Annotated in this window: 18 protein-coding genes; 10 read left to right on the forward strand and 8 right to left on the reverse strand. The window is 64.1% G+C overall.

Going from position 1 to position 16959, the window contains the following annotated elements; genetic code table 11:
* Nucleotides 1-162: 162 nt before the first annotated feature.
* Nucleotides 163-1656: a hypothetical protein gene (locus tag GH681_RS11785; RefSeq protein ID WP_153161675.1), complete on the forward strand. Its 1494-nt coding sequence runs from the start codon at nucleotides 163-165 to the stop codon at nucleotides 1654-1656.
* Here the strand turns inward: GH681_RS11785 and GH681_RS11790 are convergent.
* Nucleotides 1644-2945 carry a YihY family inner membrane protein gene (locus GH681_RS11790; RefSeq protein WP_153161676.1) on the reverse strand — a complete coding sequence of 434 codons (1302 nt, stop codon included), beginning with the start codon at nucleotides 2943-2945 and terminating at the stop codon, nucleotides 1644-1646. The genes GH681_RS11785 and GH681_RS11790 overlap by 13 nt on opposite strands.
* Nucleotides 2946-2981: 36 nt before the next feature.
* Here GH681_RS11790 and wrbA point away from each other — a divergent pair, with 36 nt between their 5' ends.
* Together wrbA and GH681_RS11800 are read left to right on the forward strand one after the other, a co-directional pair.
* Nucleotides 2982-3578 carry an NAD(P)H:quinone oxidoreductase gene (wrbA, locus tag GH681_RS11795; protein ID WP_153161677.1) on the forward strand — a complete coding sequence of 199 codons (597 nt, stop codon included), beginning with the start codon at nucleotides 2982-2984 and terminating at the stop codon, nucleotides 3576-3578.
* Nucleotides 3575-3943, forward strand: coding sequence for a DUF2069 domain-containing protein (locus GH681_RS11800; protein WP_153161678.1), 369 nt, complete (start codon nucleotides 3575-3577; stop codon nucleotides 3941-3943). Before wrbA ends, GH681_RS11800 begins: the two co-directional genes overlap by 4 nt.
* Before the next feature lie 16 nt (nucleotides 3944-3959).
* Here the strand turns inward: GH681_RS11800 and GH681_RS11805 are convergent, their stop codons facing one another.
* From GH681_RS11805 to GH681_RS11825, 5 genes are all read right to left on the reverse strand, one after another.
* Nucleotides 3960-5492 (reverse strand): 2-isopropylmalate synthase, encoded by a 1533-nt coding sequence (locus GH681_RS11805; RefSeq protein WP_153161679.1) that lies wholly within the window; start codon nucleotides 5490-5492, stop codon nucleotides 3960-3962.
* Nucleotides 5493-5624: 132 nt separating this feature from the next.
* Nucleotides 5625-6413, reverse strand: coding sequence for a CDP-diacylglycerol--serine O-phosphatidyltransferase (gene pssA, locus GH681_RS11810; RefSeq protein ID WP_153161680.1), 789 nt, complete (start codon nucleotides 6411-6413; stop codon nucleotides 5625-5627).
* A gap of 152 nt (nucleotides 6414-6565) precedes the next feature.
* A complete protein-coding gene (gene ilvC, locus GH681_RS11815; protein ID WP_153161681.1) occupies nucleotides 6566-7582 on the reverse strand; it encodes a ketol-acid reductoisomerase in 1017 nt (338 codons plus the stop codon).
* Between the two features lie 74 nt (nucleotides 7583-7656).
* Entirely contained in the window at nucleotides 7657-8148 is a 492-nt protein-coding gene (ilvN, locus tag GH681_RS11820; protein ID WP_153161802.1) for an acetolactate synthase small subunit, read from the reverse strand.
* Nucleotides 8149-8257: 109 nt separating this feature from the next.
* Nucleotides 8258-9967: an acetolactate synthase 3 catalytic subunit gene (locus GH681_RS11825; protein WP_153161682.1), complete on the reverse strand. Its 1710-nt coding sequence runs from the start codon at nucleotides 9965-9967 to the stop codon at nucleotides 8258-8260.
* 175 nt (nucleotides 9968-10142) lie between these two features.
* Between GH681_RS11825 and GH681_RS11830 the strand changes: the two genes are divergently transcribed.
* From GH681_RS11830 to GH681_RS11845, 4 genes are all read left to right on the forward strand, one after another.
* Nucleotides 10143-10706 carry an RNA polymerase sigma factor gene (locus tag GH681_RS11830; protein WP_153161683.1) on the forward strand — a complete coding sequence of 188 codons (564 nt, stop codon included), beginning with the start codon at nucleotides 10143-10145 and terminating at the stop codon, nucleotides 10704-10706.
* Nucleotides 10703-11077 (forward strand): DUF3619 family protein, encoded by a 375-nt coding sequence (locus GH681_RS11835; protein ID WP_153161684.1) that lies wholly within the window; start codon nucleotides 10703-10705, stop codon nucleotides 11075-11077. Before GH681_RS11830 ends, GH681_RS11835 begins: the two co-directional genes overlap by 4 nt.
* Nucleotides 11050-11709 carry a DUF3106 domain-containing protein gene (locus GH681_RS11840; RefSeq protein WP_153161685.1) on the forward strand — a complete coding sequence of 220 codons (660 nt, stop codon included), beginning with the start codon at nucleotides 11050-11052 and terminating at the stop codon, nucleotides 11707-11709. Before GH681_RS11835 ends, GH681_RS11840 begins: the two co-directional genes overlap by 28 nt.
* A 95-nt stretch (nucleotides 11710-11804) precedes the next feature.
* Entirely contained in the window at nucleotides 11805-12188 is a 384-nt protein-coding gene (locus tag GH681_RS11845; RefSeq protein ID WP_367179962.1) for an RDD family protein, read from the forward strand.
* Nucleotides 12189-12206: 18 nt separating this feature from the next.
* Here GH681_RS11845 and lptG read toward each other — a convergent pair whose 3' ends face one another.
* Together lptG and lptF are read right to left on the reverse strand one after the other, a co-directional pair.
* Entirely contained in the window at nucleotides 12207-13283 is a 1077-nt protein-coding gene (lptG, locus tag GH681_RS11850) for an LPS export ABC transporter permease LptG (RefSeq protein ID WP_153161687.1), read from the reverse strand.
* Entirely contained in the window at nucleotides 13283-14359 is a 1077-nt protein-coding gene (gene lptF / locus GH681_RS11855; protein ID WP_153161688.1) for an LPS export ABC transporter permease LptF, read from the reverse strand. The genes lptG and lptF overlap by 1 nt, the downstream gene beginning before the upstream one ends.
* 105 nt (nucleotides 14360-14464) lie before the next feature.
* On the opposite strand from lptF, the gene GH681_RS11860 reads away from it, so the two are divergent.
* Genes GH681_RS11860 through GH681_RS11870 form a run of 3 tightly spaced genes read left to right on the forward strand, consistent with a single transcriptional unit; the run spans nucleotide 14465 to nucleotide 16881 of the window.
* Nucleotides 14465-15952 carry a leucyl aminopeptidase gene (locus GH681_RS11860; RefSeq protein ID WP_153161689.1) on the forward strand — a complete coding sequence of 496 codons (1488 nt, stop codon included), beginning with the start codon at nucleotides 14465-14467 and terminating at the stop codon, nucleotides 15950-15952.
* 6 nt (nucleotides 15953-15958) lie between these two features.
* The gene (locus tag GH681_RS11865) at nucleotides 15959-16390 is read left to right on the forward strand and encodes a DNA polymerase III subunit chi (RefSeq protein ID WP_153161690.1); all 432 of its coding nucleotides are present in this window, start codon (nucleotides 15959-15961) and stop codon (nucleotides 16388-16390) included.
* Nucleotides 16387-16881, forward strand: coding sequence for a hypothetical protein (locus GH681_RS11870; RefSeq protein WP_153161691.1), 495 nt, complete (start codon nucleotides 16387-16389; stop codon nucleotides 16879-16881). Before GH681_RS11865 ends, GH681_RS11870 begins: the two co-directional genes overlap by 4 nt.
* Nucleotides 16882-16959 lie beyond the last annotated feature (78 nt).

The following is a 16959-nucleotide window of genomic DNA, read 5'->3' on the forward strand; positions in this document are numbered from 1 at the left end:
AGCGAAAAACCGCAAGACAAGCTTGGCGCTCAACGCCAGCCCCGCTGAAACAGACAGCCGGATTCGCGGAATGCACCCAATGCAAGCAGACAGGCGGATTCCAGCCACATGTTTCTGGTAACTTAATTACAATAGCAAGCTGGTTACGAGAAAACCTTGGCAATGAGCGCCGCCGACTCCCCAAAATCCGACCGCACGGCCCCTATCCTCGATTGGCTGGCCACCGACCTCACTGCCGATGCAGACCTTGAGCTGGCGGCCCTCGTCCGTCACCTCGACGATCTCGGTCGCCCGGAGATCAGCCGCAACCAGTTCCATCGCTGTCTCGATCTGCTCCACACCCGTGCGCTGGCGATCAGCAAGATGCATCGCGAGCGCTTTGCCGTCGCCACCCTGCCCCTCTCGGTAAGTCTCCACCGCTCTGCCTCCCGGCTCGTGGCCGCCCTCGGAAAGGTCGCCTCAGGCTATGGCGAAGTGCTTGCCGAAGTGCAGCACCGGCTCGTCCGGACGATGCGCCGCAATCCGGAAGTCATCAGCGCCAAAGCGCTGGAAATCCTCGGCGAGCAACTGACCATCGCCCACCTGGCCGGCAACAGTGCGCCTTTCGAGTTCTGGCAGCGGGCCCACGGCTTTTTCCAGGGCAGTCGTGCCGAATCACCCGCCGACGCCAAGGCAGGCGGCATTCCCGAGGCAACCCTCAAGGCCTACAAATACCTGCTGGCTTTCGTCGCAGCACAACCGGAAGGGCTGACCAGCGCCGAAATCAGCTGGCTTTCCGAATTCCTCTCGGCCAACGCCAAGTACGTGACGATCCGGCACTCGGTGCCGAGCGATCCAGGGCACGGCTGGCTGTGGATCGATCTCGATCAGGACGCCCCGCCGGTTTCAATCAACCGCCGCGACCCGCCGGCCGTCGACGGCCTCATCTATTTCACGGCCGAAGAACTCGCCCGTCGCACCACTTCGCTGATCGAGCAACTCGAAGGCGAAGGCCCCGAGCCCGCCAACCTTCCCGCCGGCCTGTCCCGTTCGGCAACGGCAACGCTGCTCCGGCGCGTTCGCGAATACTGGGCATCGCCTCCGCACCGCGAGCACGCACGGCGCCGCAATCAGTACGCCGTCAGCGTCTGCAGCGGCCTCGAGACCATCTGGAAGATGCTTCGCGAACCCGGGACGGCCCGCCAGAACCGCTACGCCTCCGAATGGATGGTCGTTAACGAAAGCCCGACCGGCTATGCCGTGATGCAGGTGACCGGGACGGCCAACAATCTGACTCCGGGCATCGCCATTGCCATCCGGCGAAGCGATGAGGAACCCTGGTCGCTGTGCATCGTGCGCTGGATTCGTGCCGAAACGCCGGAACAGATCGAGCTAGGCCTGCAGGTCATCGGCAACGCCGCCAAGCCGGTTTCGGTGGGCTTCCGTAACGCCGAGCAATTACGCCCCATGCGCCCCGCGCTGGTGCTTCCGCCCGTGGCGGCCTTGGGGCGCCAGCAGGCGATCCTGGCGCCAGCGGGCACCTATTCGGCACGGCGCTTCATGCTTGTTTCCGACGTCCAGCGACTCTATATCGCCCAGGGGCGGCTTCTCAGCCTCGACATCCAGACCCCGGCTGTCGAGCTGTTCCAGTACGAGATCGACCCCTACCCGCTCTGACCCGGCCCAGTGCACCCGCAGCCGCTGGCTGCCAGCGTCGCAAGCGTGACGGACGCCGACGCGTCCAGCGCGGCAAGCACATCGTGCCAGCAGGCATCGACCGCAGCCCCGACTGAGGTGGTGACGGGCTGCGGTTGAATCAGGCTGTTCCAGCCAAACAGGCGACCGATCTCCCCCGCCCGAACATCCTCTGCCGCCCGGGCAAGCAGCCATCCGCCCTGCTCGCGTCGGGCCACGATGCCCGCCACCTCCAGCATCTCGAGCAATTCCTGGATCTCGCCGTGACCACACCGGCCGGCCACCGACAGCCGGGCCACATCCCGACTCGCCCCCGCGCGCTGGGCCAGCGCCAGCTCAACCAGCAGCAACAAGGCCACATAGACCCGCCGCCCCGGAAACGCCGGCAGTGGTCGTCGCAGCACGTCACGTTCGGGCAGCACGGCGGCAACTACCGCTCCCAGCAGGACCACAATCCACGACAGGTAGAGCCACAGCAGGAAGATCGGCACCACCGCAAACGCCCCATACACCAGCGTGTAACTGGGAAAATGACTCAGATACAGACCAAAGAGCCGCTGCATCACCACGAAAGCCAGCGCCGCCAGAAAACCGGCCAGGGCAGCATCCGAAAACCTGACGCTGCAATGGGGCACCACGTAGTAGAGCGCAGTGAACACGCACCCAAGAATCGTCACCGACACCACCCGCAGCCGCGCGGCTTCAAGCCAGACCGGCTCGTTCATGAGGTCGAGGGACATGCTCAGCATCGCCGTTGCGAGAAACACCCCACCCGCCAGCAGCAGGGGACCGAACGACAGGGCCACCCAGTAAGCCGCGAGGCGCGTCGCCCACGGACGGCGACTGCGCACCATCCAGATCTGGTTGATGACCGTGTCGATCGTCCGCATGAGCATCACCGCCGTGATGACCAACACCAGTGCGCCAACGATGGTCAGATTGGTGGCCTTCTGGCTGAACTGGAATGCGTAGGTCGCGATCACCTTGCCGGCTTTCTCGGGTAGCAGATTGTCGAGCAGAAAGCCCCGCAGCGCCGCATCCAGCTGCGCCGACTGGGGAAACTTGCTGAGCACCACCGCGACCAGGGTGATGAAGGGCACCAGCGAGAGCAGCGTGGTGAAAGCAAGGCTGCCAGCCACCTGCGCACAGCGCCCATCCTGGAAGCGCTGCCAGATGACGCGCAGCAGATGCGCCGCGGACTGCACAAGCGAGTCGCCCGCGGGCGCGACTTCCGCTTGAGGGTCGGGCCGGGAGTCAGCGGGGGAATTCATTTACGTATAATGCCCTTCCGTTCTACAGGCCTCACCATGCAGGAAATCCTCGTTCTCTATTACAGCCACCGCGGCTCCGTGCGTGCCCTTGCCGAAGTGATCGGGCGCGGCATCGACTCAGTTCCCGGCGCCGCAGCCCGGCTGCGAACCGTACCACGCATCTCCGCGGTCTGTGAGGCCACCGAGGCCGACATCCCGGCGCGCGGCGCCCCGTATGCGGAGATGTCGGATCTGGAGGAATGCATCGGTCTGGCGCTGGGCAGCCCCACGCGCTTCGGCAACATGTCGGCGCCAATGAAGTATTTTCTGGATGGCACGGCGGGCCCGTGGCTGTCGGGCGCCCTGGCCGGCAAGCCGGCCTGCGTATTCACCTCGTCAGCCAGCCAGCACGGGGGTCAGGAAAGCACGCTGCTATCGATGATGACACCGCTTCTGCACCACGGCATGGTGATCGTCGGCCTGCCTTTTTCAGAGCCTGACCTGACCGGCACCGCCAGTGGGGGATCGCCCTACGGCGCCACCCACGTGGCCGGGAAAGACGAAAACACCCGCCTCACCGAAGAAGAAAAGCGCCTCGCCTTTGCCCTGGGCAAACGTCTGGCCGAAACCGCCCTGAAGCTCGCACCCCAATGAAACCCAAGACCCTCTCGCTGATCGCCATCATCTCGCTGCTGGCCCTGATTTCCCTTTGCCTGGCGTGGGAAGCGATCCTCGCCCCGCTCCGACCGGGCGGCTCATGGATGACCCTCAAGGTACTGCCGCTGATGGTGCCGCTCTTCGGCATCCTGCGCGGAAACCGCTACACCTACCAATGGAGCACGATGCTGATCCTGCTCTACCTGACGGAAGGCGTGATCCGCACCAATGACGCCCCGCCGGGCAACCTGCTGGCGCTGGCCGAGGCTGCGCTGAGCGTCATCTTCTTCATGGCCGCGATGCTCTACGCCCGCGCCACGGCGCCCTCCAGGCTGGCCCAGGCGCCGCAGCGCGACGCCTGAAACCCGAACCCGCAGGTCAGACCTGCGGGTTCACCCGCTCGATGTTGCTCTGCAGCTTGTTGAGCGCGTTGAGATAGGCCTTGGCCGACGCGACGATGATATCGGTGTCGGCGCCCTGACCATTGACGACACGACCATCCTTCGACAGGCGCACGGTCACCTCGCCCTGGGCATCGGTGCCAGTGGTGATCGCGTTGACCGAATACAGCAGCAGCTGGGCGCCGCTCTTCGCGATCCCTTCGATCGCCTTGAAGGCCGCATCCACCGGGCCGGAACCCGAGGACTGGACGTTCTCCTCCTTGTTGCCCACCGACAGGGTCACGCGGGCGCTCGGCTCTTCGCCGGTTTCGGAATGGAAGGCCGCGGAGAGCAGACGGAAGTGCTCTTTCGGCTCGGAGCTTTCGTCGCTCATCAACGCCTGCAGATCCTCGTCGAAAATCTCGTGCTTCTTGTCGGCCAGGGCCTTGAAGCGGGCGAAGGCGTGGTTGAGCTGCTCTTCGGATTCGATCACCACGCCGAGCTCCTGCAGACGGGAGCGGAAGGCATTGCGGCCGGAGTGCTTGCCCATCACCAGCTTGTTGGCAGACCAGCCCACGTCCTCGGCCCGCATGATCTCGTAGGTTTCGCGATGCTTGAGCACGCCATCCTGATGGATGCCGGATTCGTGGGCAAAGGCGTTGGCGCCGACGATGGCCTTGTTCGGCTGCACCGGGAAGCCGGTGATCCCCGACACCAGCTTGGAGGCCGGCACGATGTGGGTGGTGTCGATGCGGGTGTCGCACTGATAGATGTCGCGACGGGTGCGCACGGCCATCACCACCTCTTCGAGAGAGGCATTGCCGGCACGCTCGCCGAGACCGTTGATGGTGCATTCCACCTGACGGGCACCGGCACGCACGGCGGCCAGCGAATTGGCCACCGCGAGACCCAGGTCATTGTGGCAATGCACCGACCACACCACCTTGTCGGAGTTCGGCACGCGCTCGATCAGGGTACGGATGGTCGCCGCGAACTGTTCGGGGATGTTGTAGCCGACGGTATCAGGCACGTTGATCGTCTTGGCGCCAGCCTTGATGACTTCCTCGAAGATGCGGCACAGGAAGTCGATCTCGGAGCGACCGGCGTCTTCGGCCGAGAACTCCACGTCGTCGGTGTATTCACGCGCCCAGCTGATCGCCTTGACTGCTGCCTCGACCACCTGGTCAGGCGCCATGCGCAGCTTCTTCTCCATGTGGATCGGGCTGGTGGCGATGAAGGTGTGGATGCGGCTCTGGGCGGCCGGGCGGATGGCCTCGCCGGCGCGGCGGATGTCGTTCTCGTTGGCCCGGGCCAGCGAACAGATCCGCGATTCCTTGATCGCCTCGGCCACCGCGCGGACGGCTTCGAAGTCGCCATTGGACGCAGCGGCAAAACCGGCCTCGATCACGTCGACCTTCATGCGCTCGAGCTGGCGGGCGATCCGCAGCTTTTCATCCCGAGTCATCGACGCGCCAGGGCTCTGCTCGCCGTCGCGGAGGGTCGTATCGAAAATGATCAACTGGTCGTTCATGATGGGCTCCTGCCGAGTCTCTGTAATTTGATTGGGCAATGGCCCGGCCGTTCAATGGGCCGGACGGAATTCGGATTGGAATGAAAACGGTCGGGCGAGCAGCACGCATGCCGCGCACCGCATCCCGACGGATCAGGGCTGGGGGTCGGCCTTGTCGGCCACCGCGGCGCTGCGCTTGCGCCCCTTCAGGAGGTTCCAGGCACCGAGCACGTAGCCTGAGGCTGCGTAGCAGAGGAACAGGCCGAACAGCACCCCTGGCGGATAGCTGGAAACCAGCAGCAGACCGATCACGAAGGCGATGATGACGATGAAGGGCACGCTCTTGCGCAGGTTGATCTCCTTGCCGCTGTAGAAGAGCACGTTGCTCACCATCGAGATGCCGGCAAAGATCGTCAGCGCGCAGGCGTACCAGCGGATGTCGGGGCCGGCGATGCCGTTGTCGATCATCACCCACACCAGGCCCGCCACCAGGGCCGCCGCCGCCGGGCTGGGCAGACCTTGAAAGTAGCGCTTGTCCACCACGTCGATGTTGGTGTTGAAGCGGGCTAGCCGCAGGGCCGCGCCGACGCAGTAGATGAAGGCCGCCATCCAGCCCAGCTTGCCCATGCCCTTGAGCGCCCATTCGTAGACGATCAGGGCTGGCGCCGCGCCGAAGGAAACCATGTCGGAAAGGGAGTCGTACTCGGCGCCGAAGGCGCTCTGGGTTCGGGTGAGGCGCGCCACACGGCCATCGAGGCCGTCCAGGACCATGGCAATGAAGATCGCCACCGCCGCCTGCTCGAAGAGCCCGTTCATCGCCTGCACGATGGCATAGAAGCCGGCGAACAGCGCAGCGGTCGTGAACAGGTTGGGAAGGATGTAGATGCCCCGGCGACGCCGCTCGGGGTTGAGCAAGGGCTTACGGGATTGCAGATCGGCCATGGATTCGGGCGATGAATGGAACCGGACGGAATTGTAACGCAGGAGAATCCGCCGAACCTGAAATGGCACCCAAAAGGGTTTCAATCCAGGGAGGACTCCGGAAACGACACGGGGGACTTTCGTCCCCCGCGCGTCAATCAAGACAGCTCAGATCAGTTCTTGGACTGGTCGACCAGCTTGTTGGCCTTGATCCACGGCATCATGTCGCGCAGCTGGCCACCGACCACTTCGATCGGGTGAGCAGCGTTGAGACGACGACGGGCGGTCATGGACGGGTAGTTGGTCTTGCCTTCCAGGATGAACATCTTGGCGTATTCGCCGGTCTGGATGCGCTTCAGGGCGTTGCGCATGGCTTCGCGGGACTTCTCGTTGATGACTTCGGTGCCGGTCACGTACTCGCCATACTCCGCGTTGTTGGAGATGGAGTAGTTCATGTTGGCGATGCCGCCTTCGTACATCAGGTCAACGATCAGCTTCAGCTCGTGCAGGCACTCGAAGTAGGCCATTTCCGGAGCGTAGCCGGCTTCGGTCAGGGTCTCGAAGCCCATCTTGACCAGCTCGACAGCGCCGCCGCAGAGGACAGCCTGCTCGCCGAAGAGGTCGGTCTCGGTTTCTTCACGGAAGTTGGTCTCGATCACGCCACCCTTGGTGCCGCCGTTGGCAGCAGCGTAGGACAGGGCGATGTCGCGGGCCTTGCCGGACTTGTCCTGGTAGACGGCGATCAGGGTCGGCACGCCGCCGCCCTTGAGGTATTCGGAGCGGACGGTGTGGCCCGGGCCCTTCGGGGCGACCATGATCACGTCCAGGTCGGCACGCGGCACGATCTGGTTGTAGTGAACGTTGAAGCCGTGGGCGAAGGCCAGGGTGGCACCCTGCTTGATGTTCGGGGCGATGTCGTTCTTGTAGACGTCCGGCTGGGATTCATCCGGCAGCAGGATCATGACGACGTCGGCGACCTTGACGGCCTCGGCAACTTCCTGAACGTTGTGACCAGCGGCCACAGCCTTGTTCCAGGAAGCGCCATCCTTGCGCAGACCGACGGTCACATTGACGCCGGATTCCTTCAGGTTCTGGGCGTGGGCGTGGCCCTGGGAGCCGTAACCAACGATCGTGACCTGCTTGCCCTTGATCAGGGAGAGGTCGGCGTCCTTATCGTAAAAAACCTTCATTTCTTGCCTTTCTGACAGAAGATGAGCAAATCAAGGGGCGACGCGAGATGCGAGGATTCGCTGCGCCCCGAACATTAAACCTTCAATACCCGCTCGCCACGACCGACGCCGCAGATCCCGGAACGCACGGTTTCGAGGATCAGGGCCGGTTCGATCGCACTGACGAAGGAGTCGAGCTTGGCCTGGGTGCCGGTCAGCTCGATGACGTAGCTGGCGTCCGTCACGTCGATGATGCGCCCGCGGAAGATGTCCGCCAGCCGCTTCATTTCCTCCCGGTCCTTGCCAGTCGCCCGCACCTTGATGAGCATCAGCTCACGTTCGATGTGGGCGGACTCGGAAAGGTCCACCACCTTGACGATTTCAACCAGCTTGTTGAGCTGCTTGGTGATCTGCTCGACGATGTCGTCCGAACCGGAGGTGACGATCGTCATGCGGGAGAGGGAAGCATCCTCGGTGGGGGCCACCGTGAGGGATTCGATATTGTAACCCCGAGCGGAAAACAGGCCGGAAACGCGGGAAAGCGCACCGGATTCATTCTCGATGACAAGGGAGATGACGTGTCGCATAGTCTTGGTGTTAGGCAGTTGCATCAGCCCGCGCAGCCACTGGGCGTCGAGCGGAGTCGATGGATCGGGCCGGTGGCGTGAAGTCTTCACCACGGCCGGCCCGCCGTTATCAGAGATCCTCGGCCGACAGGATCATGTCGGTCAGGCCCTTGCCGCCCTGGACCATCGGATACACGTTTTCGGTCTGATCCACCTGGATGTCGAGGAAGACGAGGTCGGTCTTGCGCTGGAAAGCCTCGCGCAGCGCGCCTTCCACGTCACCCGGCTTGTCCACGCGGATGCCCACGTGCCCATAGGCTTCGGCCAGTCGGGCGAAGTCAGGCAGCGCGTTCATGTAGGACTCGGAGTAGCGGTTGCCGTGGAAGATCTCCTGCCACTGGCGGACCATCCCGAGATACCGGTTGTTCAGCATCACCACCTTGATCGGCAGACGGAACTGCTTGCAGGTCGAGAGTTCCTGAATGTTCATCTGGATCGACGCCTCGCCGGTCACACAGGCGACGGGCGAGCCCGGATGGGCAAGCTGCACGCCCATCGCGGCCGGCAGGCCGAAGCCCATGGTGCCGAGGCCGCCGGAGTTGATCCAGCGACGCGGCTTGTCGAACTTGTAGTACTGGGCAGCCCACATCTGGTGCTGACCCACGTCGGACGTCACGAAGGCGTCGCCGCCGGTGACTTCCCACAGTTTCTGGATGACGAACTGCGGCTTGATGAGTTCTTCACCCTGATTGAACTTCAGGCAGTCGCGACGACGCCACTCCTCGATCTGCTTCCACCACACGCCCAGGGACTCCTGATCGTTGGTCTCGGCACCAGCGTCGAGCATGGCGAGCATTTCGCCCAGCACCTCGCCCACGTCGCCGACGATGGGCACATCCACCTTCACGCGCTTGGAGATGGACGACGGATCGATGTCGATGTGGATGATCCTGCGGGGCTCTGACGCGAAGTGCGCCGGGCTGCCGATCACGCGGTCGTCGAAGCGGGCACCCACGGCGAGCAGCACGTCGCAGTAGTGCATGCCCATGTTGGCTTCGTAGTTGCCGTGCATCCCGAGCATGCCCACATACTGGCGGTCGGTGGCCGGATAGCCGCCGAGGCCCATCAGGGTGTTGGTGCAGGGAAGGCCAAGCTTGCGCACCAGCGCGGTGAGCTTGTCCGCCGCGTTGCCGAGCACCACGCCACCACCGGCATAGACCATCGGGCGCTTGGCTTCGAGCAGCAGCTGCAGGGCCTTCTTGATCTGCCCCTGGTGCCCCTTGACGACGGGGTTGTAGGAGCGCATCGAGACCGTCTGCGGGTATTCGAATTCGCACTTCTGGGCGGTGATGTCCTTGGGGATATCGACCAGCACCGGGCCGGGGCGACCGGTCTTGGCGAGGTAGAACGCCTTCTTGATGGTGTCGGCGATCTCGCGCACGTCACGCACCAGGAAGTTGTGCTTCACGCACGGACGGGTGATCCCGACCGTATCCACTTCCTGGAAGGCATCCTGGCCGATGGCGCCCACGGGCACCTGACCGGAGATGATCACCAGCGGGATCGAGTCGCAGTAGGCGGTGGCAATGCCGGTCACGGCATTGGTGGCACCAGGCCCCGACGTCACCAGCGCAACACCGACCTTCTCGGTGGAGCGGGCATAGCCGTCGGCAGCGTGGATCGCGGCCTGCTCGTGACGCACGAGCACATGGCGAACCTTGTCCTGCTTGAACAACTCGTCGTAGATGTAGAGAACGGCTCCACCGGGATAACCGAAAAGATAATCAACCTTTTCTTCCTGGAGACACCTGATTACAATTTCCGCACCGGTCAATACCATCTATGCACCCGAAGCTGTCTCGGCAATGTAAAACGTCGAACCATACCGCCGAGGCAGCAATTGGTCAAGGCACGCCATCGTGCTCCACGAATGAACACAGCGTCCGCACCCTCGGTGCACACTACCGGTTGCTGCGCCCCGGCGGCGCGCTTTCCCGACTCCAGAGGATTTTCTCCTGCCCTCCCGCCTCGAACTATCGGATTTTCTCGCGAGCGTCGAAAAACGGGCTTTCAAGCAGGCCCTGTTTGCCGTGCGCAACGAAGAATCGGCCCTCGACATCGTCCAGGACGCGATGATGAAGCTCGCCGAAAAATACGGCGACAAGCCCCTCGAAGAGCTGCCGATGCTCTTCCAGCGCATCCTCCAGAACGTCATCCGCGACTACTACCGCCGCCAGAAGGTGCGCAGCCTGTGGACAACTCTCCTGTCCGCCTTCTCGGGACCAGAGGATGACGAGCACGATCCGCTCGAAACCATCGAGTCCGCCGACAGCGAGCACAAGAGCGAATCGCCCCAGGCGCAACTCGAACAACGCCAGACCCTGGGTGTCATAGAAAAAGAAATCGAAAAGCTTCCGCCACGTCAACGCGAAGCCTTCCTCATGCGTTACTGGGAGGAAATGGATATCGCCGAGACCGCAGCGGCAATGGGGTGCTCCGAGGGCAGCGTGAAAACGCACTGCTCCCGGGCAACGCACACCCTTGCAGCGGCGCTTGCAGCAAAGGGCATCACGTTATGAATCAACACGACCTTCAGTTCCGGATCCGGCAACACCTGAACGCATCCACGCGTGAACTCTCGCCGGACATCACCAGCCGTCTTCACAAGGCCCGCCAGAAAGCGCTCGACCGGCAGAAGGTCGCCGTTGGCGGCTTGAGCCTCGCCGGCATCGGCAACCTGTTCTCGAACTACATCGCGCCGAAAGGCCGGTCTGCCCTTGCGATGCTGCTGATCATTCTGGCTGTCGTGGGTAGCGGCTTCCTTGGCGAGCTGCAGCGCACTGCCGAGATGGAGGAACTGGACAGTGCCCTCCTCGCAGACGATCTTCCCATTGACGCCTACCTGGATCGCGGATTCGACGCATGGGTTCAAAACGACTCGCCCGAGTAACCGCAATCCTCGCGATTGCGTGCTCCACATCTGCCCTTGCATCCCCGCCCCTGAAGGCGCCGTCCTGGAATGAGCTGAGCCCGGACCAGCAACGCACGCTGGCACCGCTCGCCAAGGAATGGAACGCACTCTCTGACGAGCGCAAGCGCAAGTGGGCGGGTATTTCCGAGCGTTTCCCCGGCTACACGCCGGAGGAGCAGTCACGCCTTCAGGGCCGGATGGAAACCTGGTTCTCGCTGACGCCGGAACAGCGGGCGGTTGCCCGCGACCAATACCGCAACCTGCAACGGATCCCGCCGGAGCAGCGCGAAGCCCTGCGCCAGAAGTGGAACACCTACAAGGATCTGCCCAGCGAAGAGAAGCAGCGCTTTGAGGAAGCCGCCAAGACGCCGCCAGCCAAGGTAGCCATTCCAAAGATAGGCGCGCCTCCCATCAAGCCGCTGACCGCTCCGCCGCCGCCACGCCCGGCCGTGCCCAGGATCGTCATCAAGAAACCGGTCGTCGAAGCGCCGACCGCAGCAACCGCCGCACCGGCGGCTGCAGAGACACCCACCTCCTCCGTGCCTGCGGCCATCGAGACCCCCGTCACCGCATCCGCCGCACCGGCCGTCGGCCCGTCGGCAAAACCCTGATCCAACCAATGCCCCCAATGCAAACAAAGCCTACGGCCAGGCCGTCTGCGCGGCAATCTGCCGAACTGGCCGGCATTCGCCGCCGACTAGCCAGCATGCTTTATGAAAGCCTGCTCCTCCTCGGCGTGCTGGCGCTCACCTTCATGGTACCGCTGCTCATCCTGGGGGTTGGGACCAACTACACCCCGGAAGGCGGCTTCCTGTGGGCGTACGTCTTCGTGGTACTGGGTGGGTATTACCTGTGGTACTGGCGCAGGGGCGGCCAGACGCTGGCGATGCAGACGTGGAAACTGAGGATCGTCGACCTGGATGGCAAGCCCGTCACCACGGGCCAGGCTGCACTGCGCTATGTGCTGGCGTGGCCATCGGTGTGTTTTCTTGGCGTAGGCCTGATCTGGGCGCTGCTCGACCGGGACCGCCAGTTCCTGCACGATCGCCTTGCCGGCACCCGGATCGTCCTGCTGACAACCCCGCAATAATTCGGATAAACGGAGCGCTCAGCGGCGCTCCACCCACCACATCATCACCGCTGCAGCGAGCAGAAAAGTGATGCTGGGCGTCAGCGCCGCGACGGCCGGCACCCATCCGTTGATCACGCCCAGGTTCGAGAACAGGCCGTTCAGCAGATGAAAACCGACCCCGATCATGATCCCCGAGAACACCCGCAGGCTCACCCCGCCCATGCGCGTCTGCATGTAGCCGAAGGGTAGCGCCAACCCCATCATCACCAGCGCTGCAAACGGGTAGGCGAGTTTCTTCCAGAGGGCGATCTCGTAGCGCGTGGTGCGCTGATTGTTCTCTTCCAGGTGACGGATATAGGAATACAAGGTCTCGACCGACATCCGCTCCGGCACCACCATCAGCACCGACAGCACATCCGGGGTCAGTTCGGATTTCCAGAGCAGACTGTCGAGCTTTCCGGTTTCGGTCCGATCAGGGAGGAAGCGGGTCTGCGCCACGTTGGTGAGACTCCAGCCGGTACTTTCGTCGTAGACACCCTTCTCGGCCTCGCTGATCGAAAGCAGCACCGCCCGGTCGTCGAATTCATACAGACGCACACCCTGCAGCGTGGTGTCCGGCAGCACGTTGCGCACGTTGACGAAGCGTCGGCCGTCGCGAACCCACAGGCCGGTGCGCAGCTCCTGCGAGACCATCGAGCGGGTTGCCGCCAGTCGCCACTGCTGGGCCGCGCGCTCGGCCGGCGGAGCGAGGTACTCGCCAAAAATGAAGGTGATCACCACGAACACACTGCCAATCGACAGCAGGCCAAGCAGGAAGCGCCGAGTGGACAGGCCAGAGGCCCGCAACACGGTGATCTCGGAATGCCGGGCGAGGGTCGTCAGCGCGTAGAGCGTACCGATCAGCACCGCGATGGGCATCAGCTCATAGACCCGACCGGGCATGATCATCGCGACGTAAATCGCCGCGTGATGAAGCATGTAGCCGCCCTTGCCGATCTCGTCGAGCTCGTTGACGAGATCGAAGAACGCAAACAGCCCGAGGAACGCCAGCAGGACAAGGAACACCGCCGCGTAGATCTCGCGGCTCAGATAGCGGATATAAACAGGAATCATCAGCGCCTCCGCCAGCGCGCAAATACGCTGATCCGCCGGTAGAACAGGATGGCCAGCACACCCAGCATCGCCAGGTGGGGAATCCAAAGCCCCACATCGAAGCGCAGGCGCCCCTGCCCCACCCAGGCCTGGCAGACGCTCACCGCGTTGCTGTAGATCAGATAGACGAGCACCGCGAGGATCAGGTTGTTGGTCCGCCCGGCACGGGGATTGACGAAGGAAAGGGGGATCGCCAGCAGCGACAGCATGATCGCCAGTACCGGCGTGCTGATCCGAGCCAGCAGTTCACCGCGGCTGCGGTCATCTGCGCTCTTGATGAGCGCCGGCAAGGCGAGGGTCTTGGGCTGACGGGGCGCCGACTGCGCCTCCCTGGATTCCATCAGGATCTGATACCGCTCGAACTCCATCACCCGATAACTCGGCGTGCCGGGCGTGCCTTCGTAGCGCCGGCCACGCTCGAGCACCACATAGCGGTTGCCGGTCGCATCCACTTCGGTGTGGCCTTCCGACGCGACCATCACGCCGAGCCGGCCGTTCTGCATGCTGCTGGCGAACACGTTGCGGGCACGGCCTTCCTCGCCCGACAGCGCCTCGACGAAAAACACCCGCTCACCGCCAGAGGATTCGCGGAACAGACCTGGCGCAACCCGCGAGACATCGTCGCGGTTGCTGAGCTGCTCTTTATATTCCACGCTCTTCTTCTGGGCCCAGGGCGCCACGAAGAGCGACAGCGCGGCGATCAGCACGACCACCGGCAGCGCAAAGCGCAGCACCGGCCGCACCCACGCGGTGAGCGGCAGACCGCTGGAGAACCACACGACCATTTCGGAATCCCGATACCAGCGGGAAAGCGTCATCAGCACGGCGATGAAGATCGTGAGCGACAGCACCACCGGCATCTGCGCAACCGCGCCGAAACCGATCAGCGCCAGCACGGCGTCGGCCGGCACGCGACCACCCGCGGCCTGACCAAGCAGGCGGATGAGCACGGTGGAAATCAGGATGGCGAACAGCGCCACGAAAACCGCGACGGCGTTCTGGGTGAATTCGCGCTGGGCGGCTCGGAGAAAGATCATGCGGAGAAGGGGTCTTGCGTTGCCGGACAGCCGTTTTGACGTCCGCCAGGGTGCCGGCCATAATGGCGCGATGTCCCAATGACGCGTGTTTCCAAGGAGAAGCGGGTGGAATTTACCATAAAGGCCGGATCGCCGGAAAAACTCAAGAGCGACTGCGTCGTTGTCGGCGTGTACGCCGGCAGCGATCTGACCGCATCCGCCAAGGCCCTCGACAAGGCTGCCGACGGCGCCATCACCGCCCTGCTCGCCCGCGGCGAACTCGACGACAAGGCCGGCGCCACGCTGATGCTCCACGACCTGCCCGGCGTGGCCGCACCCCGCGTGCTGCTGGTAAGCCTTGGCAAGGCCGACGAGCTCACCGACAAATCCTACCGCGATGCCGTCGGCGCGGCTGCCAAGCAGCTCGCCGGCTCGGTGGCCGCCGACGCCGCGTTCGCCCTCACCGAAGCAGAACTGCCCCACCGCGATCTCGCCTGGCGTCTCGCCCAGGCCGCGCAGATTCTCAAGGACAGCACCTACCGCTGCGACGAGCTCAAGTCCAAGCGCGAGGAATCGAAGAAAGGTGTGAAGAAGATCGTCTTCATCGCCAAGGCCAAGGACACCGCCCCGCTGGAAGCCGCCCTGCACCGCGGCTCCGCCATCGCCGAAGGCATGGCCCTCGCCAAGACCCTCGGCAACCTGCCCGGCAACGTGTGCACGCCCACCTACCTTGCCACCACCGCCCGCAAGCTCGCCAAGGATCACAAGATCAAGGTCGAGGTGCTCGAAAAAGGCGACATGGAAAAGCTCGGCATGGGATCGCTGCTGTCGGTGGCCCGTGGTTCTCACGAACCGCCCAAGTTCATCGTCCTCAACTACAAGGGCGGCAAGGCCAAGGACAAGCCGGTCGTGCTCGTCGGCAAGGGCGTCACCTTCGACACCGGCGGCATCTCCCTCAAGCCGGGCGAAGGCATGGACGAGATGAAGTACGACATGTGCGGCGCCGCCAGCGTGCTGGGCACCTTCAAGGCCATCGCTCAGATGGAGCTGCCGATCAACGTCGTCGGCCTCATCCCGACCACCGAAAACATGCCCGGCGGCTCGGCCACCAAGCCCGGCGACATCGTCACGTCCATGTCGGGCCAGACCATCGAGGTGCTCAACACTGACGCCGAAGGCCGGCTGATCCTGTGCGACGCCCTCACCTACGCCGAGCGCTTCGATCCGGTCGCGGTGATCGACGTCGCCACCCTCACCGGCGCCTGCATCATCGCCCTGGGCAACCTCACCTCGGGCCTGCTCGCCAACGACGACGATCTGGCCGCCGAGCTGCTGGCCAGCGGTCAGGCCGCCGGCGACAAGGCCTGGCAGCTGCCCCTGTGGGACGAATACCAGGACATGCTGAAGAGCAATTTCGCCGACATCCCCAACATCGGCAGCAAGGGCGCCGGCACGATCACCGCCGCGTGCTTCCTGGCCCGCTTCACCAAGGCCTACAAGTGGGCGCACCTGGACATCGCCGGCACCGCCTGGAAATCCGGCGCCGACAAGGGCGCCACCGGCCGTCCGGTTCCGCTGCTCACCCAGTTCCTGATCGGCCGGGCCGGCCAGTAAGCCCCCATGACCGACGTCCGCTTCTACCACAACGCCCCCGACCGCCTGCGCGTGGCCTGCGTGCTCACGGCCAAGGCGAGCGGCGGCGGGCGGCGGGTGTCGGTCTTCGCGCCGGATGGCAACATCACCCGGCATTTCGATCAGATGCTGTGGAGCTTCCAGCCCCTCGCCTTCGTGCCGCACGTGCCGGCCGGTTCGCCGCTGGCAGCGGAAACCCCGGTGGTCATCGGCAGCCGCCTCGACGCCCTGCCCGACGACGACGTGCTCATCAACCTCGGCGACGATCTGCCCGACGGCTTCGAGCGCTTCTCGCTGGTCATCGAGGTTGTCGGCCCCAGCGACCCCGAACGCCAGGCGGCGCGCGGGCGCTTCCGGCGCTACAAGGAACAGGGCCACACCCTCAGCGCCCACGATCTGAACCAACGGAGCGGCGAATGACCCCTCATCCCAAGACCGAACTCGAAATCCCCCTCGACGACGAGGACGGCGAAGTCCTGATCGAGAAGGCCGCCCTGATGCACCGCCCCGACAGCTTCGTCGCTCCCGAGGACGACGACCTGCCGGTGCTCACCGACGTGGTGGACGAGCGCGTCGAGCCCTTCATCGGCGACGCCGCCCCGATCATCCTTGAACCCACCAGCGATGAGCCCGCCATCGGCGAGCCGGAGATGCTCGACGAGACGCCGGTCATTGCCGCCGAAACGGCACTCCCGGACGACCTCGCCGAACGCCTGGTCGCCCTCGACACCGCCATCGCCCGCCACATCGAGAACTGGGTCGCCACCGAGCTGCCCCAGCTCATTTCGCGCGAACTCGACGAGCTCGCCGCGCGCATCAGCGACAAGGCCGCCGCCCACCTGCGCGCCACCCTGCTCCCCGTCGTCTCTGCCGAGATCGCCGACACCCTCGATAACGATTCCGGGTTGTAATCCCTCTCCGCACGCCAAGTCGTGCCGCCGGGCGAGCGGCCCGCATCCGCTATAATCCGCGTTTTGCCTTCAAAGACA

This window comes from Zoogloea sp. 1C4 (assembly GCF_009469605.1).
In the GTDB taxonomy this organism is placed as follows: domain Bacteria; phylum Pseudomonadota; class Gammaproteobacteria; order Burkholderiales; family Rhodocyclaceae; genus Zoogloea; species Zoogloea oryzae.